Annotated in this window: 27 protein-coding genes; 12 read left to right on the top strand and 15 right to left on the bottom strand. The window is 38.0% G+C overall.

Annotated features, from left to right (window positions below; genetic code table 11):
* Window positions 1-101: 101 nt before the first annotated feature.
* The gene (locus I3259_RS01355) at window positions 102-791 is read left to right on the top strand and encodes an SDR family oxidoreductase (protein WP_238027970.1); all 690 of its coding nucleotides are present in this window, start codon (window positions 102-104) and stop codon (window positions 789-791) included.
* 26 nt (window positions 792-817) lie between these two features.
* Window positions 818-1,321: a GNAT family N-acetyltransferase gene (locus I3259_RS01350; protein WP_238027969.1), complete on the top strand. Its 504-nt coding sequence runs from the start codon at window positions 818-820 to the stop codon at window positions 1,319-1,321.
* A 74-nt stretch (window positions 1,322-1,395) separates the two neighbouring features.
* Here I3259_RS01350 and I3259_RS01345 read toward each other — a convergent pair whose 3' ends face one another.
* Entirely contained in the window at window positions 1,396-1,749 is a 354-nt protein-coding gene (locus I3259_RS01345; protein ID WP_107206869.1) for an SMR family transporter, read from the bottom strand.
* Window positions 1,750-1,946: 197 nt separating this feature from the next.
* Here I3259_RS01345 and I3259_RS01340 point away from each other — a divergent pair, with 197 nt between their 5' ends.
* Window positions 1,947-3,161 (top strand): hypothetical protein, encoded by a 1,215-nt coding sequence (locus I3259_RS01340; protein ID WP_238027968.1) that lies wholly within the window; start codon window positions 1,947-1,949, stop codon window positions 3,159-3,161.
* 55 nt (window positions 3,162-3,216) lie between these two features.
* On the opposite strand, the gene I3259_RS01335 is transcribed toward I3259_RS01340, so the two are convergent.
* From I3259_RS01335 to I3259_RS01320, 4 genes are read right to left on the bottom strand one after another with little or no spacing between them, the layout of a single operon-like run.
* On the bottom strand, window positions 3,217-4,152 hold the full coding sequence (locus I3259_RS01335) for an amino acid ABC transporter permease (RefSeq protein WP_238027967.1): 936 nt from the start codon (window positions 4,150-4,152) through the stop codon (window positions 3,217-3,219).
* A 4-nt stretch (window positions 4,153-4,156) separates the two neighbouring features.
* Complete coding sequence (locus tag I3259_RS01330; RefSeq protein WP_238027966.1) at window positions 4,157-4,969, bottom strand: transporter substrate-binding domain-containing protein; 813 nt, start codon at window positions 4,967-4,969, stop codon at window positions 4,157-4,159.
* Between the two features lie 28 nt (window positions 4,970-4,997).
* Window positions 4,998-5,816: an amino acid ABC transporter permease gene (locus tag I3259_RS01325; protein ID WP_238027965.1), complete on the bottom strand. Its 819-nt coding sequence runs from the start codon at window positions 5,814-5,816 to the stop codon at window positions 4,998-5,000.
* A 7-nt stretch (window positions 5,817-5,823) separates the two neighbouring features.
* On the bottom strand, window positions 5,824-6,564 hold the full coding sequence (locus I3259_RS01320) for an amino acid ABC transporter ATP-binding protein (RefSeq protein ID WP_255721034.1): 741 nt from the start codon (window positions 6,562-6,564) through the stop codon (window positions 5,824-5,826).
* Window positions 6,565-7,017: 453 nt separating this feature from the next.
* Between I3259_RS01320 and aroG the strand changes: the two genes are divergently transcribed.
* Window positions 7,018-8,070, top strand: coding sequence for a 3-deoxy-7-phosphoheptulonate synthase AroG (gene aroG, locus I3259_RS01315; RefSeq protein WP_238027964.1), 1,053 nt, complete (start codon window positions 7,018-7,020; stop codon window positions 8,068-8,070).
* Window positions 8,071-8,164: 94 nt separating this feature from the next.
* Here the strand turns inward: aroG and I3259_RS01310 are convergent, their stop codons facing one another.
* Window positions 8,165-8,353, bottom strand: a complete 189-nt coding sequence (locus I3259_RS01310; protein WP_238027963.1) for a hypothetical protein — start codon at window positions 8,351-8,353, stop codon at window positions 8,165-8,167.
* A 279-nt stretch (window positions 8,354-8,632) separates the two neighbouring features.
* Here I3259_RS01310 and I3259_RS01305 point away from each other — a divergent pair, with 279 nt between their 5' ends.
* Entirely contained in the window at window positions 8,633-9,109 is a 477-nt protein-coding gene (locus I3259_RS01305) for a hypothetical protein (RefSeq protein ID WP_238027962.1), read from the top strand.
* Between the two features lie 79 nt (window positions 9,110-9,188).
* Here I3259_RS01305 and I3259_RS01300 read toward each other — a convergent pair whose 3' ends face one another.
* Window positions 9,189-10,628 (bottom strand): hypothetical protein, encoded by a 1,440-nt coding sequence (locus I3259_RS01300; RefSeq protein ID WP_238027961.1) that lies wholly within the window; start codon window positions 10,626-10,628, stop codon window positions 9,189-9,191.
* A gap of 177 nt (window positions 10,629-10,805) precedes the next feature.
* Here I3259_RS01300 and I3259_RS01295 point away from each other — a divergent pair, with 177 nt between their 5' ends.
* Both I3259_RS01295 and I3259_RS01290 read left to right on the top strand, forming a co-directional pair.
* Entirely contained in the window at window positions 10,806-11,399 is a 594-nt protein-coding gene (locus tag I3259_RS01295) for a rhomboid family intramembrane serine protease (RefSeq protein WP_238027960.1), read from the top strand.
* 49 nt (window positions 11,400-11,448) lie between these two features.
* Complete coding sequence (locus I3259_RS01290) at window positions 11,449-11,796, top strand: DUF1840 domain-containing protein (protein WP_238027959.1); 348 nt, start codon at window positions 11,449-11,451, stop codon at window positions 11,794-11,796.
* 4 nt (window positions 11,797-11,800) lie between these two features.
* Here I3259_RS01290 and I3259_RS01285 read toward each other — a convergent pair whose 3' ends face one another.
* Window positions 11,801-12,418 carry a DJ-1/PfpI family protein gene (locus I3259_RS01285; RefSeq protein ID WP_238027958.1) on the bottom strand — a complete coding sequence of 206 codons (618 nt, stop codon included), beginning with the start codon at window positions 12,416-12,418 and terminating at the stop codon, window positions 11,801-11,803.
* Between the two features lie 175 nt (window positions 12,419-12,593).
* On the opposite strand from I3259_RS01285, the gene I3259_RS01280 reads away from it, so the two are divergent.
* A complete protein-coding gene (locus tag I3259_RS01280; RefSeq protein ID WP_238027957.1) occupies window positions 12,594-12,800 on the top strand; it encodes a DUF2986 domain-containing protein in 207 nt (68 codons plus the stop codon).
* Window positions 12,801-12,947: 147 nt separating this feature from the next.
* Window positions 12,948-14,450 (top strand): DEAD/DEAH box helicase, encoded by a 1,503-nt coding sequence (locus tag I3259_RS01275; RefSeq protein ID WP_238027956.1) that lies wholly within the window; start codon window positions 12,948-12,950, stop codon window positions 14,448-14,450.
* A 135-nt stretch (window positions 14,451-14,585) separates the two neighbouring features.
* Here the strand turns inward: I3259_RS01275 and I3259_RS01270 are convergent, their stop codons facing one another.
* Both I3259_RS01270 and I3259_RS01265 read right to left on the bottom strand, forming a co-directional pair.
* Window positions 14,586-15,641 (bottom strand): endonuclease/exonuclease/phosphatase family protein, encoded by a 1,056-nt coding sequence (locus I3259_RS01270; RefSeq protein WP_238027955.1) that lies wholly within the window; start codon window positions 15,639-15,641, stop codon window positions 14,586-14,588.
* 78 nt (window positions 15,642-15,719) lie between these two features.
* Complete coding sequence (locus tag I3259_RS01265; protein WP_238027954.1) at window positions 15,720-16,343, bottom strand: 3'-5' exonuclease; 624 nt, start codon at window positions 16,341-16,343, stop codon at window positions 15,720-15,722.
* A 220-nt stretch (window positions 16,344-16,563) separates the two neighbouring features.
* Here I3259_RS01265 and mrdA point away from each other — a divergent pair, with 220 nt between their 5' ends.
* On the top strand, window positions 16,564-18,549 hold the full coding sequence (mrdA, locus tag I3259_RS01260; protein WP_238027953.1) for a penicillin-binding protein 2: 1,986 nt from the start codon (window positions 16,564-16,566) through the stop codon (window positions 18,547-18,549).
* A 92-nt stretch (window positions 18,550-18,641) separates the two neighbouring features.
* Here mrdA and I3259_RS01255 read toward each other — a convergent pair whose 3' ends face one another.
* From I3259_RS01255 to I3259_RS01245, 3 genes are all read right to left on the bottom strand, one after another.
* A complete protein-coding gene (locus tag I3259_RS01255) occupies window positions 18,642-20,372 on the bottom strand; it encodes an ATP-binding protein (protein WP_238027952.1) in 1,731 nt (576 codons plus the stop codon).
* Window positions 20,372-20,908: a heme NO-binding domain-containing protein gene (locus I3259_RS01250; protein ID WP_238027951.1), complete on the bottom strand. Its 537-nt coding sequence runs from the start codon at window positions 20,906-20,908 to the stop codon at window positions 20,372-20,374. Before I3259_RS01250 ends, I3259_RS01255 begins: the two co-directional genes overlap by 1 nt.
* Before the next feature lie 163 nt (window positions 20,909-21,071).
* On the bottom strand, window positions 21,072-21,593 hold the full coding sequence (locus I3259_RS01245; protein WP_238027950.1) for a hypothetical protein: 522 nt from the start codon (window positions 21,591-21,593) through the stop codon (window positions 21,072-21,074).
* Window positions 21,594-21,857: 264 nt separating this feature from the next.
* On the opposite strand from I3259_RS01245, the gene I3259_RS01240 reads away from it, so the two are divergent.
* Window positions 21,858-22,313, top strand: coding sequence for an Ivy family c-type lysozyme inhibitor (locus I3259_RS01240; protein ID WP_238027949.1), 456 nt, complete (start codon window positions 21,858-21,860; stop codon window positions 22,311-22,313).
* Between the two features lie 162 nt (window positions 22,314-22,475).
* Here I3259_RS01240 and I3259_RS01235 read toward each other — a convergent pair whose 3' ends face one another.
* Window positions 22,476-22,811 (bottom strand): hypothetical protein, encoded by a 336-nt coding sequence (locus tag I3259_RS01235; RefSeq protein ID WP_238027948.1) that lies wholly within the window; start codon window positions 22,809-22,811, stop codon window positions 22,476-22,478.
* 210 nt (window positions 22,812-23,021) lie between these two features.
* On the opposite strand from I3259_RS01235, the gene I3259_RS01230 reads away from it, so the two are divergent.
* On the top strand, window positions 23,022-23,660 hold the full coding sequence (locus I3259_RS01230) for a glutathione S-transferase family protein (RefSeq protein ID WP_238027947.1): 639 nt from the start codon (window positions 23,022-23,024) through the stop codon (window positions 23,658-23,660).
* Between the two features lie 276 nt (window positions 23,661-23,936).
* Here I3259_RS01230 and I3259_RS01225 read toward each other — a convergent pair whose 3' ends face one another.
* Entirely contained in the window at window positions 23,937-24,728 is a 792-nt protein-coding gene (locus I3259_RS01225; RefSeq protein WP_238027946.1) for a nitroreductase family protein, read from the bottom strand.
* Between the last annotated feature and the right edge of the window lie 197 nt (window positions 24,729-24,925).

The raw sequence follows: 24,925 nt of genomic DNA, 5'->3' as shown, positions 1-24,925 counted from the left end.
TTTTTTGCTTTTATCCTCTCTCAAGGTTGTTTATACATGTTCAATCGGTATATTGGATTGATAACTAATAGTATTTATTGTTGACGAGTTAGGGGGAGGCGATGAAAAAAAGTGTATTGATAACAGGAGCTAATCGGGGCATTGGGCTAGGGTTAGTGAAACAGTACTTATCGCAAGGTTGGTTAGTTCATGCTACCTCGAGATCACTTGATACAGCATTAGATCTGAAAGATCTTGCTAGTGGTAATGCAGATCTCATTATTCACTCATTAGACGTAACCAACTATGAGCAGCTTAATCAGCTAGCCACTCAATTACCAAGCCTCGATCTTGTGATAAATAATGCTGGTTATTATGGCCCAAAAGGCTACGGCTTTGGTCAGACAGATGTTGAAGAATGGCGTCGTGTATTTGAAATAAATACGATTGCACCCTTAAAGTTAATAGAAAGCTTGTACCCATTACTCAAAAATGGGACTACAAAAAAAATAGCCTGCATGTCTTCAAAAGTTGGCAGCATGGCAGAAAATACTTCAGGTGGTGGTTATATTTATCGATCATCAAAAGCAGCACTTAATTCTGTAGTAAAAAGTTTAAGTAATGATCTTCGTGACGAGGGGTTTACGGTAATTGCTTTACATCCTGGCTGGGTACAAACAGAGATGGGCGGGCCTAATGCGCTTATCGATACAACAACATCAGCCAAAGGGTTATTTGAAGTTATTGAACACAGTTCCGTAAACCATTCAGGGGAGTTTATTAACTACGACGGAAAACGTATCGCGTGGTAATGTGATTGAAAAAAAGGAGTGTACTTATGGAAAATATCATTATTCGACATAGTGAAGATAAAGATATTTCGGGTGTTAAAGCTATTTATGAATCTGAAATTGCCTATGGTGGTACACTTCAACTCCCATTTCCTTCACTCGATCGTTGGACGTCTCGATTGTCGAATTTACCTCAAGGGTGCTATAGCTTGGTAGCGGAATATGAGGGAGAAATTGTCGGGCAGCTCGGACTTTCGGTTTGTGATAACCCAAGACGCAGGCATGTTGCGAGCTTTGGTATGGGTGTGAAAGATACATTTCAAGGTAAAGGTGTTGGTGGGCAATTGTTACAGTCGGCATTGATGTTGGCAGATAAATGGCTCAATGTACAACGTATTGAGTTAGAAGTGTATACAGATAACATTGCTGCAATGAAACTTTATCAAAAACATGGTTTTGAAATTGAAGGCGAGGCGAAAAACTTTGCGTTTCGTAATGGCGAGTACGTCGATGTATACCATATGGCGAGGCTACGCACATACACTGCATAATTTAGATAAATGCGGAAATGTAAAATGGCAGTAATCTACGAGATGATTACTGCCTTTTTTATTGAAGTGATTTGTTAATGGCCAACAGTTTTCGACAATAGATTAACAATTAAAACACCCACAATAATAAAACCAATACCTACAATTGCAGGTAAATCTAAGCGTTGTCCATAAATAAAAAAGCTAATCGTTGCAACTAGGACAATACCTGCACCACTCCAAATCGCATAAACAATACCAACAGGCATAGTTTTAACGGTGACAGATAATAGGAAAAAAGCGACAGCGTAACCGACAAGTACAACCGCACTTGGAACTAGTTTAGTAAATTGCTCAGCTTTTGGAATGAAAGACGTTGCGATCACTTCAAACACAATGGCAATAGATAAAGCTAAAAAAGGGGGCATAGATGTTAATAGTTTAAACATTACGATTATCTACCATTAAATAAGAGACGCGCATTTTAGTGTCAAAGAGCACGTTTTTCCTAGTGGTATTTATACAAATCATTCTTACTAGCGAGTAACAATTATTGTAGCAATTTAAAATATTTTCTATGTTTTTTGAACGAGTTGCTAATATATAAGTCTATAAATGGATAAAATGTAAAATAATGGATGGTTAAATGTTTAAAAATATAATAACAAGCTATGGAACTTTGTTATTTCTCTCGTTTGGAAGTGGCTCTGCACTAGCAGAAACACCTGTTACATATAATGTAAAAGCTGATAGTAATCAGCCTGATATAATTAAAGTTGATACAAAGACCAATGGTAATCAGGCGTTAACATGGGTTAAACCACGTCAATATCGAGATAATGAGTTTGCCCCTCAATTAACATGTTTAAAGCGTGATGGAACCTCTTCAATAATCGTTTATGGTCAACCTATTGCTTGTAGTAAAGTTACATGGGAAGTAACAACTAAAAATGTAGAGCCATCCAGTTATTCTCCATCAGATCAATATAATGCTCATAACTCAAAGCAGGGATGGTATGTACTGACGGAATGGAATACGTTACCTCGTATCAAAGAGCAGGATCAGATCCAAGTCTGTTCACCTGAAAAAGACTGTGCATTGATGCCAACAACATCTCAACCTCCATTTTTTATGGTTTGGGGAATGCCTAAAACTGTCGTAGATCTAGCTGGTAAGCAAGTAGTTATTCATTCTGATTTACCTCAACTTATAGAGGAAAAGGAATTATGGTTACCCACATTAGCAAATCAACTTAATGATTTATTAAAAGTATTTCCTGATAAAGAGTTACATAACTGGGGTATTACTTTTTTTGCAAAAGATAAAGCTGAGAGGCGTATTAGTGGCTCTTCCGGTGTACCGAATATTTTTGTGAATGTTTGGACGGATAAGGGAGTTGTAACTAATGAGTCATTACAATGGCTATTAAAGATATCAGCACATGAATCTTTACATTTGCTGCAAAATAAATTACCAGCTAATGGGTGGACAGGAGAGAGTTTAGCAGAATACTACGCATTAAAATCAATGGAAAATACTTCCTTTGCATTTAAAACCCCAATCCAGCGTTGGAATGATTTTGCTGAAAAATACCCTTTTTCGTCAACAGGTCTTGTTGAAGCAAATAAAAATGTCGATGAAAAGAAAGAATATCAATATTACCCACTATTCTATTTTAAGGGACCTGCGTTTTGGTACGAAGTAGATACAGCATTACAGAATAAAGGCAGTAATTTAGATCAGATTATTAAGTCTATTGATGTCATTAATGGTTATAAGCTATCGCCAACATTTGTGGCAATTATTACAAATAAGATAGGTAAGCAGCGTTGGAATGAGATAAAAAATAAGTATCTTTAATCCATCGTTAATGAAGTGGCTTAAGTAAATATAGAATACTTAAGCCGCTTCATATTTATCGAGAAAGATGGCGTAAACTACGTTTCTCTAATTTATTGAATAATAAAGATAAAGATAAGCACAAAATAAAGTATACAGCGCCGACAAGTAACCAAATTTCAAAGATTAACCCCGATGAGTTTGCCATTTCACTGCCGACGAAGGTTATCTCCTGTATAGAAATTAATGAAATAATGGATGAATCTTTCACGATAGAGATAAATTGACCAGCAAGTGCAGGGACGATGCTTGCGATGGCTTGAGGAAAGATAACAAAACGAAAGCCGTCAAGACGAGAAAGTCCAAGAGAACTGGCAGCCTCCCATTGCCCTTTATCTATAGCATCAAGACCTGAACGAATGACCTCAGCTATATAAGCCGCTGCAATTAAACCAACGCACAGAACTCCAGAAAAAAGGTTTTCCCATAACTGACTATTACCAAAGAGGATATCTTGCAAAAGACTCTCGCTACCATGGTAATTACGAAAAAGATTATCGAGTCCTAGTAATGGAACTAATTGGCTAGATATAAAGAAATAGAAAATGAAAACAAAAACCAGTGGCGGGATATTTCTGACTAATTGAATATAAGCATTCGCTGGCAGCCGGAAAAAGATAAAAGAAGAACGACGTCCTAAAGCTAAAAGTAGCCCTAATAACGCAGCAAATAGCATTCCCCACAGACTTAATCGAATAGTACTGATAATACCTTGAAAGAAATAAGGAAGTTCTCCGTTTTGACCAGGTGTAAAAACCAAATCAAAGGCTTTATGCCATTGCCAATGGTAATTAATGCCAACAGATGAGCGGTAATATAACCAGCCAATAAAACAGCCCATTATCACTAAGAGAATATAATCAAGCGGTTGAAGGTTTTTTAAAGAAAACTTAGCAGCCAGTGTCTTTTCTGGCTGCGTGAGTGTTTTCTTTGCAGTTGAGCAAGAAGACATTTACTTATTGACCTTCTTTTACCTGGTTCTGCCAATCAACAGTTGTGAACCAATAGTTATAACGTTCTTGTAACCAACCATCTTGAGTTCGAAGTAAAATCCAGTTATTAAAGAAGTTTAACAAGTTGAAATCACCTTGACGGATCGCAAAGCCTTCAGAGCCTTGGCTTAAACGTTCTTTAAATGGCAAGAATAGTTTGTCTTTGTATTGCAGCGTCATTTGCTCTGGCTTTGGTGTTGATGCTAATACGGCTTGCGCATTGCCATTTAAGACTTCTTGGAATGCTTGTGCTTCATCATCAAATTGACGTAATTTCGCTTTCGGGAAATACTTCTTCGCAGCTTGTACTGTTACAGCGCCACGACGAACAGCGAGCGTCACGCTACGTTTATTGTAATCAGCAATTGTGAGCTTATCGCCAGCTAACTCTTTATTGGCTGCAAGTTGAATACCTGAATGAGAGTAGGGTGTTGTAAAAAGAACACTCAGATTTCGTTGCGGTGTTATCGACATTCCGCCAATGATAACATCAAATTTACCTGCAAGAAGGGCTGGGATAATACCGTCCCATGCTGTAGGAATAAACTCTACTTTTACACCTGCATCTTTAGCGACACGTTTAGCGACATCAACTTCAAAGCCGATTAGTTCACCTTGTTTATCACGCATAGCCCAAGGCACAAATGTTGATAAACCTACACGTAATGTGCCACGTTCTTTAATTTGTTCAAGGGTGCTTTTATCGGCAGCAAATGCATGACTTGTTGTTAAAAAAAGACTGAGTGCGGTAACAAATACCGCAAAAAAACGCTTCATTACATATTCTCCATATCGTTAAAAATCATCAATGAGTAGGTGTAGCTAGTTTGTGCTCTAGTAGTGTTGCAAAAGCAGATAAAACTAAAGTTATACATAAATACATTGCCGCGATAGTAAACCAAATTTCAAATGGCATGGCTGTATCCGCAACAATATCTCGTCCTTGTGTTGTAAGATCAAATATAGCCATGATACTGACTATAGAGGAGTTTTTAACCAAAGAGACGGCCTCATTAGTTAAAGGCGGTAAGATACGACGTAACATTTGCGGTAAAATAATATAGCGATAACTATCTATTTTACTTAATCCAAGGCTTTCAGCTGCTTCAAATTGACCTTTAGGTATATTGATTAAGCCAGAACGGAAGATTTCTGCAGTATATGCCCCTTGAAATAAAGATAATGCCAGCACTGCTGTTGTAAAACGCTCTAGCCCTAATACAGGACCAAAAACAAAGTACAGTAGATAAATTTGTACCAGTAACGGTGTATTACGAATGAGTTCAATGTATCCACGCGCTAGGCCTCGACCGACAATAGAATGAGATAAGCGTAATAGCGCGGCAATTAAGCCAAACATGATAGTAAATATCAGGCTAATGGCTGATATTTTAAGTGTGATAAGTAAGCCATCAATAAGCTCTGCAGAAAACCACTCACCGTCTTCTTTAAAAAATAAATATTGGGGAATACGATACCATTGCCAGTTATAGTTCATTGCATCCGCACCGCTATTTAGTAACCATATAATAGCGAAACTAATGACGGATATTTGTAATAACCCACTGATCACAGGTTTTAGTATTTTGATGATAATCGATGGCGACTGAGGTTTAGCTATCATATTTACCTCAGTAACTTAGAATTTTTTTAAGGAATGATTGTGTACGAAGGTTTTGTGGCTGATCAAATAGATGTGCAGGTGGTGCAATTTCAACAATTTCACCTTCATCCATAAATACAACCCGATCTGCTACTTTACGTGCAAAACCCATTTCATGGGTCACGCATACCATTGTGATACCTTCATCTGCTAGTTCTTTCATGACATCAAGAACTTCATGGATCATTTCAGGATCTAAAGCAGAAGTGGGTTCATCAAATAAAAGAATATCAGGTTTCATACAAAGCGAACGCGCAATCGCTACACGCTGTTGTTGTCCTCCTGATAATTGACCTGGAAATTTATCGGCTTGATGCTCGATATGAACACGGGCTAGATATTGCTTCGCTAACGTTTCAGCATCAGCTTTTGACATGCCCAATGTGCGTCGGGGAGCTAAGGTTAAATTATCCAATACTGTCATATGCGGGAAAAGATTAAAGTGTTGAAAAACCATACCTACTTTGCCGCGAACAACATGTAGGCTTTTAGGATCTAATAAGTGATCTCTTACTATAATCTCACCTGAATCATACTGCTCAAGGCCATTAATACAACGAATAAGTGTCGATTTACCTGAGCCGGAAGGGCCACAAATCACTAACCGTTCACCTTTATGAATGGTTAAGTTAATGTCTTTTAATGCATGGAAATCGCCATACCATTTATTTACATGGTGGAATGCTATTATTTCGTCTTTAGCCAACAAGACGTACCTCGACTCATAAATTAGTAGCTTTTCACAATACAGAATAAACACCTCTGTATTGATACAATAGCTTTTACCTATTAAAAATAATTAATTATTTCAACATTATATAACAATGAACTTTTAATCTTTAGATGTCATCATTTAGATCAATAATGTGGGTCTGTATGCGTGATTATTACCCGTTTATTTAGAAGGTTCATAGCGATATATATCATAAAAGCAGTTGTTTTATGAGGTAAATTAGACGGAGTGTAACTATTTTGTTATGACATGCGATACACATTATTGTTATTAATGAAGTGAAATGGTTAAAAAATGTCGACTTTACTGTCAATAACCCATTGCACAAAAAGGGTTAAGGCGATAAGTTAAGAAATAACTATTTGGAGATAAGTACACTACATCGATTGACCGACATGGAAGTAGTGTAGCGATACGGGAAGTATAAGCATGCATAAAACAGATGATGTCCGCATTAGCGAGATCAAAGAACTATTACCACCAGTTGCAATATTAGAAAAATTTTCAGCTTCTGAAGCAGCCTCTGAAACAGTATATCAAGCTCGAAATGCCATTCATAATATCTTAAATGATGAAGATGACCGTCTTCTTGTGATTGTAGGCCCTTGTTCTATACATGATACTGATGCGGCAATTGAGTACGGAAAAAAGCTAAAAACGCTACGTGATGAGCTTAGCGCTGATTTAGAAATTGTTATGCGTGTTTATTTTGAAAAACCACGCACAACAGTAGGCTGGAAAGGGTTAGTTAATGACCCTTACATGGATAACAGCTTCCAATTAAATGATGGTTTACGCATTGGTCGTAAATTACTTCTTGATTTAACTGAATCTGGCCTACCAACGGCTGGCGAATTTCTTGATATGATCACCCCTCAGTACATGGGAGACTTGATCAGTTGGGGCGCAATTGGTGCGCGTACAACAGAATCTCAGGTTCACCGTGAGCTTGCATCAGGTTTGTCATGTCCAGTTGGTTTTAAAAACGGCACTGATGGCAATATCAAAATTGCGACCGATGCTGTTGGTTCGGCAAGTGCACCTCACCATTTCCTATCAGTGACTAAATATGGTCATTCTGCGATCGTATCAACGGCAGGTAATGAAGATTGTCATATTATTCTTCGTGGCGGCAAAGAGCCAAATTATAGTGCTGAGCATGTTAAAGCAGTAACCGATCAACTTGAAGCTGCCGGACACCGTTCTAAAGTGATGATTGATTTTAGTCATGCAAATAGCTTGAAAAAATTTGAGCGTCAGCCTCTAGTATCACAAGATGTTGGTGAGCAAATAGCGAGTGGTAACAAGTCTATCTTTGGTGTAATGATTGAAAGTCATCTTGTTGAAGGTCGTCAAGATATTGTTGATGGTGTTGAACCGACTTATGGTCAAAGTATTACAGATGCATGTATTGGTTGGGGAGACACTGAAAAAGTACTTCGTCAATTAGCTGCAGATGTACAAAAACGTCGCCAAGGGTAATTACAAGTGAGTTAATGAAAACCGACGTTTATAAGCGTCGGTTTTTTTATGTCTTTTTATACCTAAGGTATATTCATAAAATTTAGGATTAAAATTATTTCTCATTCTGATGACGATAACCATCATTAAATTCAATATCATAGCTTTCATCGTATTGGTGTTTTTCTATCAGGCTTTCGCAGTGAGGGAACTGGCAATAAATAGGGTATGTACGATGTAACCCATTTTCAATAAAGGCTTCAAGAATTCCATGAGTATCCGCAATGAGGGTTTTATCTTCCATATATCGACTCCAAACAAATATATGTGATCTCCGTATATGAATACTGTATCTTATTTAGTGTGGATTTATTGTCTTAATAGTAAGAAATATAGCTAAAGTGAATATTGTAATTATAGCTACTTTTATGATGTATAGATTTATTTACACTCTTGTATCTATCTAAATATGAAAAATATTATTAAATTTAAATGCTTATAAAAATATCTGCTATAACAATATACAGTGATATGGTAGATATTCATTAAAACATGTATACCAAAAAGAAATAGGATGGTGTGTATGAAGAATTTAATATTAAGCATGGTATGCGGATTATTTGTATTTATTTCATTAACTGTGCAAGCTGAAATTGTTTCAAAACCAATATTGCGAACAACAAGTTTGATTGAAACAGTTGATAGTTATGGAATGCAACAAGCACAGCAACATGGGGTGACTGTCTACCATCCAACATACGGTTATGCCGCTTATGAAAATATTTTCTGCGATGCAAAAAGCAATTATCAGCGTCAATTTATACATCTAGTATTAAGTTACTGTGTGGAACAAGGCGGAAAAATTGTAGGTAATTGGTGTGTAAACAAACAAAACACTATGCCGATTTTTAGTGCTGAATTGAATCACTATAGTTCTCAATGTAGTAAAGGATACAATGCCTCAATAATCCATGTTGTAGAGTTTTTACCCTCATTACAACACGCTAAACAAACACAACAGAATTGGTTACAAGTCGCAACAGCTTTCGGATATCACTAGTGATAATACCTTTATCGTTCATTTAAAAAAATGTGAAGAAGCTTATGTATGACTAAGTGACTTGAAATGGTATGTAATTTTACGCATAGTGGAACCATTGTTGTTCCAAATTATGTTTTATTAGCTCCGCTAAACCACAATTCTTCGTTTTTACATTCAAAGAGTCAGCCGAAATAACCTTAGGTAGTAAACCTTGATGATTAGGTTGATAAATAATACTGCATGTTGAACCTACATCAACATACAAGCTATAGTGCTTTGTTGGAATTTTAGGCTTAATAAAGTTGCCTCTACGATCAATTGAAATAGTAAATTCTTTAGGGTAATTAATAATTATTTTATGAGCGTATTCAGATGTAAAAGTATCGACAACTTTTGGGTTATCATATAACGCAATGAAAGCATTGAGTGGATTTGTTATCTCTAAATCATGGGATAGCAAACTGTGAGTTAGCATTCTGTTAAAAGCGCGGGAATGAATATCTATTTTATTATTTTTATCTAAAATAGAAGGCTCTATTATCTTATTCTTTTCTTCTTTCAATGATACTAACTGTTGCTTTAACATAGGCACAGAAGGACAGGTATGAGCACATAATTGTTTGCGTTGTAAATAATCATTTTTAAGATTTGCTAATTGGCTTCGTAAGTTATTTTTAAAATGTGTTTTATTTGTCTTTGTATCATAAAATCCATTTAAAAGCGTTAATTCATTCCACAGATTTACAGCGTTATTTTTAATTATTTGGTGAACAGCATTTTTATTATTGATTGATACATTACTAATTAAATAGTCAATATTGATATAGACACAATTATTGCTGTTTTTAGTCTTGATACTTTCGTAATCACCCCAAAATTTTTCGCATTGTGGTTTAGTTTTCTGTCGGATTTTAAAGTTCAAGTTATCATTGATATTAAAAGCTGTCGTAGGATCGTTAAGCACTACATTTAATCTGTCAATAAATAACTTTTTCGACTTAAAGTATTTCTCTCGTTGGAGTTCAAGTTCGTTTTCTACTCGTGTAATATTCTCCAAATAGTAGTCATTAGGTTGTTCAAGCAATGTGATTTTCTTTCTATAATCATTAGCTTCTATAGTATAACGCGCTAAAGTCTTATCGTAAGAATATTGTAGTGTTTGTGCATAAGCATTAATACGTAAGATATTCTGTGTATAATTTTTTTGGGCTTGTTTGAGAGCATTAATGAAGACTTGAGATTCTTGTAATTGAGTTTCTTCAAATGCGTATACAAGTTCGTTGATATTAGAAAGATAATCTTTAGAAGATAACCAATTGCTATGAATTAAAGTATTCGAAAGCTGGTTAATATTATTAAATGATGAAGGGACTTTTAACGGATTACTGCTTTCAGTAATAATAAAGCCATGAATATCATGAGATAGATTCTCATTATGTAAGATTGAAAATGATTCAAAGTCAATTTTTCTTTCAACATCACAAGCTGAGGTGATAGCAATGATCGATATTATAAAAAAATAACGAAATTTATTCATGATGCTTCAGTGTTAATTTTCAAGTGTGCGCTATTCTACCTTGTAATATTTTATACTTAAAGAGAGGTATATAAAGTTCGGGTTATTTTAGCTATAAATCATAAATAATATAGTTAGCTATAATAGTAAAGGTGATATTGCGTTATTATAATGTTTTTAGTGTGTGGTGAGTTTGTTATGTTTGACTTAAAAAAAGAATGGCGAGATGTTTTCTTGGTAATTCTATTGTTCTGGGGTCTTTCGTTTACAGCTTTTGTCATTAATCACATTCTAAATGGGGCATTAAATAGCTATGGTTTATTACCTCGACACGTTAGTCATCTCAGCAACATTGTGATCTATCCTTTTATTCACGGGAGTTGGTCTCATTTAATTTTTAATCTCACTTCTTTCACAATATTGGCTCTTGGCGTCGGGGTTAATGGTGTTGCTCGGTTAATTAATGTTATTTTATTGTGCTGGTTATTTGGCAGTATCAGCGTATGGCTGTTTGGACGAATCAGCTATCATGTAGGGTTAAGTGGGATCATTTATGGTATTTGGGGATACTTACTTATCTATGGATTAGTTTTAAGAAGTATCACGTCATTAATCATTACATTTTTAGTCATGGTTTATTTTAGCTCGATGATTTGGGGAGTCTTTCCGTTTAATTACTTAGTGAGCTTTGAAAGTCATTTATTTGGTGCTATAGCTGGCGGTTCTATCGGTTACTTTTTAGGAAAAAAAGATGGTGAAAAATTAAATTGCCGTTTCGATCGGAAACCCTAGTAAAAAATAATGGTCTAATTATTATCACAATTAAAGAAGGAGATGATTTATGCTAATTACATTTCATAGCAAAGGAAGTAGCGATATCACAATGTTTGGTGATATCGCTCAGCAGCTTATTCATATGATGGGTTTTTGTGAAACAGTGCCTGGTGCTATTCGTGAAGAAGATATTGCACAAGCGCTGACCAATCTAAAAGATGATATTACTAAGGCTAAACAAGAGACTAAGCAGGATGATATGACTGCGGATAGTTCATTAGAATCAAATCCACTTGATGCTGATTTAGATGATGATGAATTTGAGCCTGAAATTTGCTTATCAGTGCGTGCAATGCCATTAATCACACTATTAGAATCAGCACTAAATGAAAAAAGTTATGTAATGTGGGAATAGGGAACTATTGAACAATATGTAGTGGGGCAAAAGGATCGTCGTCAGGATCGTTTTGCCATAAATACTCCGCCTCAATAGCGACTTTTCGTGCAACATTGTCACCAAATTGGTAGGCAATAATCGCTAATGCCATATCTAAACCTGACGAGCAGCCAGAGGCCGTAAAAATGTTGCTGTCTCGTACCCACCGAGCAGATGATTGCCAGTCAACATGGTTTCCTAGTTCTTTAACCCAATGAAATTGTTTTTTATTTGTTGTTGCTTGGCAATAGTTGAGTAATCCAGCATTCGCTAATAAGGCTGAGCCTGTACAAACAGAGCAGATTAATCTTTGCGTGGACGCGATGCGCTTTAACCAAAATAATACTTTGGGATCGTTAATTACGGACTTAATTCCACTCCCACCAGGAATGAGTAAAATATCAGAGCTAAACGTATCGTTAAAACTTAACTGTGGTGTAATGGATATATGCTGCTGGCTGATGACTGTTTTTCCATCCACGGACACTGTTTGAGTATGATAAATGTCGGGTAATAAGCCAAACATCTGTAATGGTCCAAAAGCGTCAAGCAGTTGAAAATTATCAAACAACAATAGTGTGACAATTTGTGGTGTTTTCATTGTTATCGCCTATTGTATACCTATTAACGATTAGCATAGCTAAGATTTCGGAACCATTTGTCCGATATTGAGATGCTTTTCGAGACCTGTTGATGGATAAAGCTTGTTATTCAGCGCTGAACCATTACAATCAGCGCCTTGTTTAAAAATGATGAAAATATCAGCTGGCGCGATTATGAATAGAAAAAAGAAAATTAACGAAACGCTTAAAAAGAGAATGAAAAAGGCAAATGCTAAGTTACATAAAAGTAATAAGCCTCGTTATATCTCTAAAGCGGAACGTGCCAAGTTAGACGCTGAAGCGACACAACAAGTGTCTGCGGAAGAAACCATTTCACCATCAGAATCTGAAACTATGAGTACAGAAACAACGGTTTCATAGTTACGTACTTATCAGTAAATTTTCAACAGGGAAGGTAAGCATTACCTTCCCTGTTTTATTCTCATTGAACAGCACGTTTGTTCAATAGCTGGCTTAAATTAGCCACTACTATCGCCAAATTGGCGTTTTATATAAAAGAGAGATGCTATGAGTTTTGCCTCTTTAGGCCTATCTGCCCCAATTCTTGAAGCTGTTGCAAAGCAAGGCTACGAAAAACCATCACCAATCCAAGAGCAAGCGATCCCAGCTATTCTTGCGGGTAAAGATGTAATGGCGGCGGCCCAAACTGGTACAGGCAAAACAGCAGGCTTTACCTTACCTTTGCTAGAACGTTTAGCGAATGGTCGACCTGCTCGTTCAAATCACGTACGTGCACTTGTATTAACCCCAACGCGTGAGCTAGCCGCTCAGGTGGGTGAGAGTGTTGCGACTTATGGTAAAAATTTACGTTTAAGCTCTGCAGTTGTTTTTGGTGGTGTTAAAGTAAATCCACAAATGCTGCGTATGCGTAAAGGTGCTGACGTATTGGTGGCAACACCGGGGCGTTTAATGGATCTTCATAGCCAGAACGCTGTGAAATTCCGTGATGTTGAAATTTTGGTTCTTGATGAAGCTGACCGTATGTTAGATATGGGTTTCATCCGCGATATCCGTAAAATTTTAGCGTTACTACCAAAAGAGCGTCAAAACTTACTATTTTCTGCAACGTTTTCTGATGAAATTCGTGAGCTTGCAAAAGGATTAGTGAATAATCCAGTAGAGATTGATGTTAACCCACGTAACCAAACAGCGCGTACTGTGAAGCAGTGGATTTGCCCTGTTGATCAAAAAAAGAAACCTAACTTATTAACTAAGCTGCTTAATGAGCGTAACTGGAAACAAGTCCTTGTTTTCACCAAAACGAAGCACGGCGCTAATAAGCTTGCTACCCATTTAGAAAGTCGCGGAATTTCTGCGGCAGCTATCCACGGTAATAAGAGCCAAGGTGCGCGTACTAAGGCACTTGCTAACTTTAAGTCTGGTGATATTCGTGTACTTGTTGCGACAGATATTGCTGCTCGTGGCTTAGATATTGAACAACTACCACAAGTTGTTAACTTTGATTTACCACACGTAGCTGAAGATTATGTACACCGTATTGGCCGTACAGGTCGTGCTGGTTGTGTGGGTGAAGCAATTTCATTAGTGTCGGCAGAAGAAGCGAAAGATCTTGCTGCAATCGAGCGTTTGACACAGCAAGTGTTTGAACGTGAAATTATTGAAGGTTTTAAACCCACTAACGCATTGCCACAATCTAAGCTAGATACACGCCCGATTAAGCCGAAGAAGCCTAAGAAGCCTAAGAAGCCGAAAACGTTTGTTGCACGTGAAGGTGCAGCGACAGGTGAAAAGCGTAGCGCAAACAATAATAACGGTGGCGCAAAGCGTAAACCTGCCTCTCGCCGTCCACAGGGTCAGTCTACTGATACTGCAAACAACGAGAAGCGTTCAGAGCAAGGTGCAAGACCTGCACGTAAGCCACGCAATACAGATGCGAAACCACAATCAAATGGTGATCAGCCTCGTCGTCGTTTCAACGATGAAAAGCCGAAATCAGATGGTCGTCGTCGCTCTCCACAGCGTAGTCGTGCACCAAAAGCAACAGCGTAATAACGTTTAATACGTAAAGAAAAACGACTGATAAATATCTTTTGCGAAAAGGATATATCAGTCGTTTTTTTATGTGCTTATTTTATCAAACCGTGGTTATCAGCGGTTATCAGTTAACTGAAAGCTAGGTTGGTACTAGGATCTCAGTGACAAGGTCACAATAGGAATTGCGTGATCAGTACTGTAGCCGTCAATATCAAAGCTTGAATTGACCAAATGTTTATCTTCAGTGTGATAATGGCTAACTTCAAATAATGAGCCCAAATAATTCGCATTGAACTCCTGTGATAGCAGAATATAGTCCAATACCGATCCTTTGCCATTGTAGTAATGGGTAGCAGGGCGAATTTTCTCATCTTGTGGATTGACTTGAGTATAAAGCTGCCACCCATCGTAAAGGCAATAGAAGTTAATTAAGCGCTCCGTTTCACTTTCCGACATTCCGTAAACACGGTTTGCCGTTAATTCTTCTAAACAACTACTCGAAATTACATCGTTATAATCGCCACACAGTACCATCGGATTACTGGTTTGCTCGCGTCGTTTTACCATCGCAAGTTGCAGTAACGCCGCTTCCGTTCCCCGTAGCATGGATGATCCCCAATTTCCTAAACGTTGACTAAGAAAAGAAGCCAGCGCACTGCCTGACTTCGCGATTGTCTCAGGAAGAGGGTCGTCAAATAATGAACGTTTGGATTTTAAATGAGTGACATAGCAATCTGTTGCGCCAATATGAGGAATATCAACCGTCGCTCGCAGTGGCTTACGACTAAATGAGAATTCAGCCCAGCCCATTAATTGCGCCGCTTCATTATCAGCCTCTACTGCGATCACTTCTGTAATAGGAAATTTGGAAGCGATAGCGACGACAGGACTGCGATAAATAAAATCGCTTTCAACTTTAGGTTCATCAACGACCGCAAAATAGGGGTAGCCAATATCTAGTAATAATGCTTGCAGATTCTCAGCACTAAACACTTCTTGAAAACCAATAATATCCGGTTGTTGCGCTTCTAAAATCGATGTTAGCCAATGCTGTTTTTTATGCCATTGTTCGTAGCTATAAATATTTTCAAAATCATAATAGGCATTAGGGGGAGCAAGATAATTCAATAGATTAAAACTTGCGATTTTTATCTCCGACTGAGCGATAGGCACTAGGGGGAAATGTTCAGTATCTAGCTGTTGCAAAATCGAATTCTCAGTGAAGTTATTAAAAACTATATCGTTGTTTTAGCATACTTACGACGATGAATATACGACTTAATATTAAGCGTAGCGGTGAAACAAGGTTTCCATTTTTGCTTTCGGGGTTTTTGTTAGTTTACGCATCAATTCAAATGGAATATTTTGGATACCAAACTGCTGCTTAATATCTTCCAGCATTATTAACCATAAACGTGCAGTCATTTCGGAATCGGCTAACGCGCGGTGAAATACGCCATTGTGCTCAATGTGTTTATAATCCACTAACGTGCCTAATTTATGGTTCGGTGCGTGTTGATATAAACGACGCGCAATTAGCATTGAACAGGTAAACGTACCTGTATAGTGCCTGCCAATACCTGCAAGTTCTGCGTCTAAAAAGCGTTGGTCAAAAGAAGCATTATGTGCAACAAGATTGGCATCACCAATGAAATCAGTAAATGCGTCCATAACCTCATGGCAAGGTGGCGCACTACGTAACATGTTATTGCTGATCCCCGTATAACCTTCAATAAAGCTACTCACACGAAAACCAGGATTCATTAGTTGTTGGAATTGATCAACAATTTCACCATTAACTAATTTAACAGCACCAATTTCGATGGCACGATCGCCTTGATTGGGGGATAAACCAGTTGTTTCGAAATCGAGAACAACCACGCTGTCAGCGGAGCGAGAAAGGGTCATGGTAAAGCCTATAGAGAGAGAAGACAGTCATTTTAATGGTCGTAGAAGGCTTGTAAACTCTTCATACGCATTATATCGCTACAACAAAGGTTAAATTATCGTCAAACGAGCAACCAGTTATTACATTCTACCGAGAGATCACGCATTATACGAATGAGGCATAAATAAAATTCTCTGTTAACGACGGCACATATAGCCATTGAGATCTCATAAGCATTCTATGAAGAAAGAAAGAAGTCAATTTCGTGATCACCAAGCCGAAATGTCGCTATTTCAGCGTCGAGCGATTGCTGGGTTTATTGGGATTATCATTTTATCATTTGTATTAATCGGTAATTTGTATCACTTAGAAGTGCAAGATTACAGCGAATATAAAGCCCGCTCGAATGATAACCGCATTAAAATTATTCCTGTTGCACCTAATCGAGGCCGTATTTACGATCGAAATGGCGTTATTCTTGCGGAGAATATACCTGTTTATTCTTTAGAAATTATTCCAGAAAAAGTTGCACACCTCACTGAAACACTCGATAGTTTAAAAACTTTACTCGGTGTGACGGATGATGAAATAGCTTCTTTTATGAAGGATAAGAAGCACACCCGTAATTTTATGCCAGTGACATTGATTGATCAGATGACGGAAAAGCAAGTCGCTGAGTTTTCAGTTAATGAATTTCATTATCCAGGTGTTGATGTTGATGCCCATTTAGAGCGCTATTACCCTTATGGCTCAGCATTAACACATACCTTAGGCTATGTGGCTAAAATTAATGATCGTGATATTAAATCATTAAAAGAACAGGGTATTTATAGCAACTATAAAGCCACGCGCACGATTGGTAAGTTAGGTGTTGAGCGTTACTATGAAGATTTACTTCATGGTCAATCGGGTTATGAAAAAGTCGAAGTAAATAACCGTGGTCGCATTATTCGCACCTTAGAATATGTGCCACCTATTTCAGGTAAAGATATCAAGCTCACCATTGATCTAAACTTGCAGTTGTATGCCAATAAGCTATTAACCGAAGATGTAAAAGATCCAACAACAGGCAAAATAGTCACTAAAACTCGTCGTGGTGCTATTGTGGTTTTAAATCCGCAGGATAATGGCATATTAGCGATGGTATCAAGCCCTAGTTATGATCCTAACTTGTTTGTGCATGGTATATCTTCCAAAGAATACAGTAAGTTACTGAATAGTCCTGCGCACCCGCTGGTAAACCGAACCACATTAGGGGTATACCCACCGGGTTCAACTGTGAAACCACAAATTGCGGTAGCGGCATTAGCAACAGGAGTGATCACACCGAATACAGTACGTAATAACCCTGGCTGGTGGCGTATTCCTAACTCTAAAAGCCGTAAATTCCGTGATGATGTGCGTTGGGGACACGGTAATGTTGATGTGTATAAGGCGATTGAACAATCAGTAGATACCTTCTTCTACCAAGTTGCTTATGACATGGGTATTGATCGATTATCGACGTGGATGAATAAGTTTGGTTACGGCGAACTTACTGGCATTGATATTCGAGAGGAAACATCCGGTAATATGCCAACACGACAGTGGAAACTCGCACATACTAAACAGCCGTGGTATCAAGGCGACACCATCCCGATAGGTATTGGTCAGGGGTATTGGACGGCAACCCCAATGCAGATAGCTAAAGCGACCTCTGTAGTGGCTAATTCAGGTGTTGTTCATCGTCCGCACTTGTTATATGCCATTATTGATGGCAACAAAGAAGATATTGTTAAGTTTAAAAACTTTCCAAAAGTCGAACCTGTGCCATTAAAAGATTGGCAAATTGCTCAAGAAGGCATGCATTTAGTTACCACTAAGGGTACAGCACGTAAAGAGTTTCAAAACTTAGGGTATGAAGCCGCAGGTAAAACAGGTACCAGTCAGGTTTATACTATGTCTGATACTGAAAACTACGATGCAAATGAAATTGCTGAGCATTTACGTGACCACGCATTGTTTACTGGTTTTGCGCCGTTACATGATCCGAAAGTCCTAGTGTCTGTTATTTTAGAACACGGTGGATGGGGACGTAACGCAGCACCACTTGCCCGTAAGATCATGGATTATGTGTTAGTAAAACCAACCCTAGATCCTAAAACACAAAAGCAAGCTAAAAGTGATGAAACGAAAGCAGATACAGCGGTAGACGTATCAAAAACAGCAAATGTGAAGGTGAGTTAGTTGTGGTAAACGCTCATTGATTTAAAATATATAAAAGGTCACTTCGGTGGCCTTTTTTAGTATTTATACTTGTGACTGCTTAAGTGAAAGGTTTATTCAAGCTTGCAGCCCCAAATCGTCAAAATATCATGAAGCTCAGAAGCTAAATAGGGTTTACATAAAATGTCATTCATACCTGCTTGAATGCAGGATTCACGTTCAGCACTCGTTGTGCCAGCCGTTAACGCTATAATAGGTTTGGAATAGTGTTGTTTTCTCAATTCTTTGGTTGCGGTGTAGCCATCCATAACAGGCATTCTGCAATCCATAAACACCACATCAAACGACTCAATATTTAATATATCTAGTGCCTTTTGCCCATTATCAACAATCGTCGGCTCGATATGAACTTTATTTAGCATTAGTTTTATGATCATTTGATTGGTCTTTAAATCTTCAACTACTAATACTTTTAAATGTTTAATTGGCGTCTTATCTGGTTGCCTAACTTTGGCATCAAAGTGGGTATGCTCACTAATCGCTAGTGGGAGTGAAACATGAAAAGATGCACCACGACCGAGTGAGCTTTCAACCCGAATTGCTCCGCCCATTTGCTCACAAAGTTGCTTACAGATCACTAGCCCTAACCCAGTACCTTCATGGCTTCGTTTGCTGGTAATATCGACCTGGCTAAAAGGTTTGAACAACTTGTGTTGGTCGGAGTGATCAATACCACAACCACTGTCTTTTACCGTAAATTGCAGCTGTTTGTTTTGCCACCAAAGCTTCGCGTGAACAAATCCTTCAGGGGTGAATTTAATTGCGTTAGAGATCAAATTAACAAAAATTTGTTTAATTCTATCCTCATCACCAATTAAAACTTTTGGTAAGTCAGAGGAATAGTAAATATTAAAATCTAATCTTTTTTCGTGGGAACGATGGGTGAAAATATCTTCAAGTTTTACCGCCAATAAGTGGCAATCAAATGGCTTTTCAATAAGTTCTAACATACCGGAATTTATCTTACTGTAATCGAGTAAGTCATTTATGATTGCTCGTAGTAATTCGCCGGAGTGATTAAGTGTGGTTAAGAGTTTTTGTTGATCGTTATTAAGTGGCGTATCTTGCAATAATTCCGCAGAACCCAGTAAGCCATTAAGTGGTGTGCGTAATTCATGGTTGATCATCGCGAGAAAATCGCGGGTTGATTGCTCTGAATCTTCTGCTCGCTTTTTGGCATCAATGGCTTGGTTAAATGTCATTTGCCTGCCAATTACCGATCGAAACAATTCACAAAATAGTGCCATATGTTTTTGAATCGCTGGTAAACGATCTTCCTTACAGGCGACTCTGACAGCTAATATACCCATTTTCCCTCTGTTATTAATAATAGAGATCCAAAGGGTATAGTTATCTTGATCCCATAGTGAACTGGTCGATTCTATCTCTGCTGGAGGCGTCCATTGCTGTAAACGGCCACTGTAGTAACAACCTGATATATTAATATTATCAGCAGGATAAATGTTGATATGGCAACCTGAGATATAATTACCATCAACTAGGCTGTCTAATAATTGCTGAATACTTTCTTTTGTCGCACTGTGTTTTAAAAATAACCGCGCATAACGCAGTAATAGATTCTCCATTTTGTTCTGATAAGTTAAAAGTTCAGAATCAAATTTCGCCTGCAGTTGTAATTTTTCATAAGACTCAGTAAGCATTTGATTTGCATTGTAAAGCTCATGACTTTTTGCCTCTAATAATTTTTCAGCGGCTAATCTTGATGCATGTTCACGCTCGAATTTTTGCTTTAATAGAGCAATATGCTTTTCAGGATCGATCATTAATTATTACTCAATGACAAATGAAAGCGGACACAGTGTTTGCTTGTTGTTGGTTCAAGTGCGATATCAAGACGTTGCTCAAAATAATCGGCACACCCCTCTAGCAACCCTAAACAAACATAACCCATACAACGTGCTGAATGATATTCCATGGTCAGGGTTGTTTCGGTTTCATTTGAGAATTCAAAGCGAGGGGGAGTCGTATCGGGATAAAGCTTTTTTACTTCTTGATGTATGTATGATTCAACGCTGCGAATAAAATCAAAGGTGTTGGAATCGGAAAAATGATAGTTCGGTAATAAAGTGAGTAAGCGGGGGAAAACAGCACGACCAAATGTTTGTTGAAGGTTTTCAGCTGAAACGCCAGTAATTTTATGTAGGCAGATGATCAATTTAACTAAGCGTTGGTGCTCATAACTGCCTACTGCGGTATAAACCCCAGGATCATCAGCCAAATCTAGCATTGACTGGCATACTTCAAGATCGAAAGTACGTTCAACAATATCGAGAAATTCAGTAAAAATGATCCCTTTCATACTCTTCTCCGATGTAATCTAGATACTGACTTTAAGCGCTTCAATGAAAGAATTATAGTCTGTAACTTAGTATGGCAGAGATTGAAGGTTCGTCAAAAACAACAGGTTAGTTGTTGAAGAAAGAGGTAAATCACGAAGCCTATCGTCAGCTTCGTGACAGTATTTATTTTTGAATAAGGACAGTTTGTGAGGATTGCTGCGCTGAATGGATAAGGTGATTTTCCATCTCCGTTATTAATTGTTGCTGATTTGGTAACGGTAGTGCATATACATCAGAAACAAGGCTATGTTGCTTACCGTCTTCTGCATGTGTGTAAATCATGCCACATGCTGCGGGTTTACCTTTGAAAAAGCCAACATAAAGCGTCGCTTCTGCATTTGGTTCAAACATAGTCTGAGTTAAATACTCAATAACCGCTTCTTTTTCTTGTTCATTTTCCCACTGAGATGCACGAACTAAAGAATAACGAATAGTAAGAGGGTGGCAATCAACAGGGTAGAAAGATAAAGAGGATTCAGGTGTAGATAAAGAAGTATCAATACTGTGCGTCGTTAGGGCTGTTTGAGACAGCTGATACAGTTCTAATCCCTTTTCACTTAGCGGTGTTGGAAACTCAGCATCGGTAATATGGCTTGCCATCCAAGCGTTTTTTAAAGTAATCAGTTTTTCTGTAATAACGTGCATATTTTCGCTTCTTTTATTTAATTGGTTACACCTTAACTTAATTACGGTAAAGAAGGTATGTTAATTCAATTAATTGAATGAAAAACACTCACATATGTAAGTGTAATGTCAGTATTACGCTTTCTTTATAATGTTTGCCAAATTATAGATACTTTTTGCTCTTATATTGGATAGGGTGTAAGCCAGATAAGCGTTATCTTGTAAAAGTATTAGTGCCGCAGGCATAAGTGACTTGAGCGGTACTTAAATTTAGGAATGAATAAAATGAAAAAGCTATTATTAGCAACATCTATTGTTTTGTTACTTGCTGGTTGTAATGACCAAGCACCTAAAGAGCAAGCGCCGAATGATCAAGCGCAAACTGTCGCGGTAACTGAAACCGTTGTAGAGCAAACACAAGTAGTTGCGCCAGAAGCGCAAAAGCTGCCTAAATGGGTATCAGAAAATAAAGTAACGGCGCCACTCGATAATATTGTAGATGGTGATGAAACTTACAAAGCCGTTTCTTATTGTAAGCCGCATAATTGTGCTGGTGATTTTATGATCACTTTAACCGGTAAAGATAACAAAGATTATTCTATGATTGTGCATGTAAAAGATACCGATGGTGCAATCACAAAACCAAGTGAATATGCGACTTACCAATTTGTTGGTAATCCAGACAAAAACATGAAAGGTTTATTACAGCAAGCGTTACTACAAAATCCTAATTGGAAATAAATATATTTAGTCAACGTTTGAAGTAGGAATGATAAACGTGCCGTGATAGTGACAGCACGTTTTTTATGCCTGAGTTTTTTCAGCACGATGCGTCGTAAATGAAGAGAATAGTAAACGCAATATAGCTATTGTTGGCAATTCAATAATCTAAAATATCATACCTTATACTAACTCAACAGGGCCGTGATCATCACAGTGATCGCCATGTTGATGATGTAGCCTACTATTTACAATGTAATCAATATGATCACCATGTTGGATAGCCTCATGACCACAATCAGGGCCGTGAACATGATCGCCACATGCATGGCTATGATTACATTCATTAGGATGAGCATCATCAAATTCGATGACATGTTCATCACAGTGATCGCCATGTGGATGGTGTAATTTACCATTAACTAAATAATCGACATGACCATCATGACGGATAGCAGTATGACCACAATCAGGGCCATGGGTATGATCTTCGTGTGAATGAGTGTGTAAACAAGACATTATCCAATCTCCTTTTAATCGATAAGTGCCCTTTAATGCTATGCAATCAATCTTTTATGTTTATGACAGATATGTAGAAATGCGACTTATCTCACGGGTTACAACGGGTTATAAAACGATCGTTTCATTAAATTCATGCATTATTTAGTAAGATAGATGTGTGATTTTTAAAACGAATAATTCATCTGTTTTACAGGCAAGGAGCCAAGATTGTTCAAGCTTTACTATTACCCCAATAACGCGAGTTTAGCGCCACATTTTCTACTTCACCATGTAAAGGCGGATTACCAATTATTGCTGGTGGATAAAAAGTCTAACGTTCAGAAGTCAGCCGATTACCTGAAACTCAATCCAGCAGGGCGCATACCGACATTGGTGATAGGGGATCAAGCTATTTTTGAAAGCTCTGCTATTTGTATTCATCTTTGCGAACTCCATCCACAGTCAGGGTTAATGCCAGCAATCGGCAATCCTTTACGCCCGATGTTTTATCAGTGGTTAGCCTTTCTAAATAACACCTTACAAGCTGAGTTAATGGTACGTTATTACCCACATCGTCATACCAATGATGCCGCGACGATTGCGAATGTTGTTGCCGCGCAAGATGACAGAATTGCCGATGCACTCTCGATTATTAATAACCAACTTAAACACAATACATATTTGCTTGGTGACAGCCTAACCGCCTGTGATTATTTCTTGTTTATGTTGGCAGAGTGGTCGTTACCAATAAAACAATCACCACTGACATTTCCATATCTTGCAAAGTACCTAACGAACCTTTGTGATAACCCAAGCATTAAAGCCGTGTGTGAAATAGAAGGTATCGATCTCACGCCGTTTAAATAAAAATGCTGTTGATGCCTGTGTTTTCTGTACCTTGGCTACTTGCGGATTGAATAACAAAAAGCGGTCATTAATAGTGAAATCATTACTACTCATACCTTGCTTATTTCTGTCAGCTTGTAGCTTAACCCCAGATAAGACATCGCCTAAATGTATGCCCTTACCGGTAGGCGTGATTCTTTGTGGTGTATAGCAAGTAATTATTGCGATGAGGAAGAGCAAAAGGTGGGGATAAATGGCGGAAGACTCATTCGTTCCGCCATATTGCTAGGCAAGGGATCAGTGCTTAATAATCACTTCGCTGTTGTCTACACGATGGCGGTCGCCATAAATGCCATCTTCAGCGCGAGGGCCACAACCAATAATCATAGTGATTTCATCTTTAGGATTTAAACCAAGCAGTTGTTTAACGCGCTTAGAATCAAAACCTTCCATTGGGCAGGTATCGTAACCTTCCGCGCGCATTGCCGTCATAAAAGTCATTGCCGCAAGGGATGTGCTTTTATGTAAACACACACGTAAATCCGCCTTACTTACTTCACGTACCATCGGCTTTTTACGCCCTAAATACGCCACAATCACCTTACGAATAGCGCCCATGATGCCAAAGCGATCGTTACGGTATAAAAACGGGATTAACTTTTCATAGTATTTAACAGCGCGTTTAGACGTAGCATCTTCACGGCCATTAAAGGCATCACGAATTTGTGCGGCATTCATTTTTGCACGTTGTTTCCACTTATAAGGCGTAGTGGTGATAACAATTAACTCGCGTGCCGTTTTTGCCGCATTTTGCCCCATACACAGTTTTTCCAGTTGCTCGCGTTTATCATCACTGACGACACGATGAAATTGCCACAATTGCATGTTCGAACTGTTAGGGGACAAGGTTGCGAGGTTAAGTGCACGGGTTACTGCTTCATGATCAAAAGCACTGTCTGCATCATATTTACGTACCGAACGACGGCTATGCACCAACTCGGCATATTGCTCGGCTTTAGAAGATGTTGTTAATGGTGAAGAGGATGGTGAACTAGACGCAGTGCGTTCTTTTTCAGGTGTATCGATCATGCTGTAAACAACCTATGTAAGATGAAAATCGCTGTGCGTATTTCTACCTGTTATTGGTTTTTTAAGCAAGTCGGTGATCACGATGGGTTAATTATTCGACTAACCAACATTTGTCCTAAGTGTGTTAAGAACAAATGTGATTGCCATACATTAGTCTAAAAATACTATTTAAAGATATTTTAATGTAATGGTTAATC

This window comes from Photobacterium sp. Ph5 (genome assembly GCF_022129445.1).
In the GTDB taxonomy this organism is placed as follows: Bacteria; Pseudomonadota; Gammaproteobacteria; order Enterobacterales; family Vibrionaceae; genus Photobacterium.
Note: the sequence above shows the minus strand (reverse complement) of the source record. Positions and strands in the feature narration are given on the sequence as shown.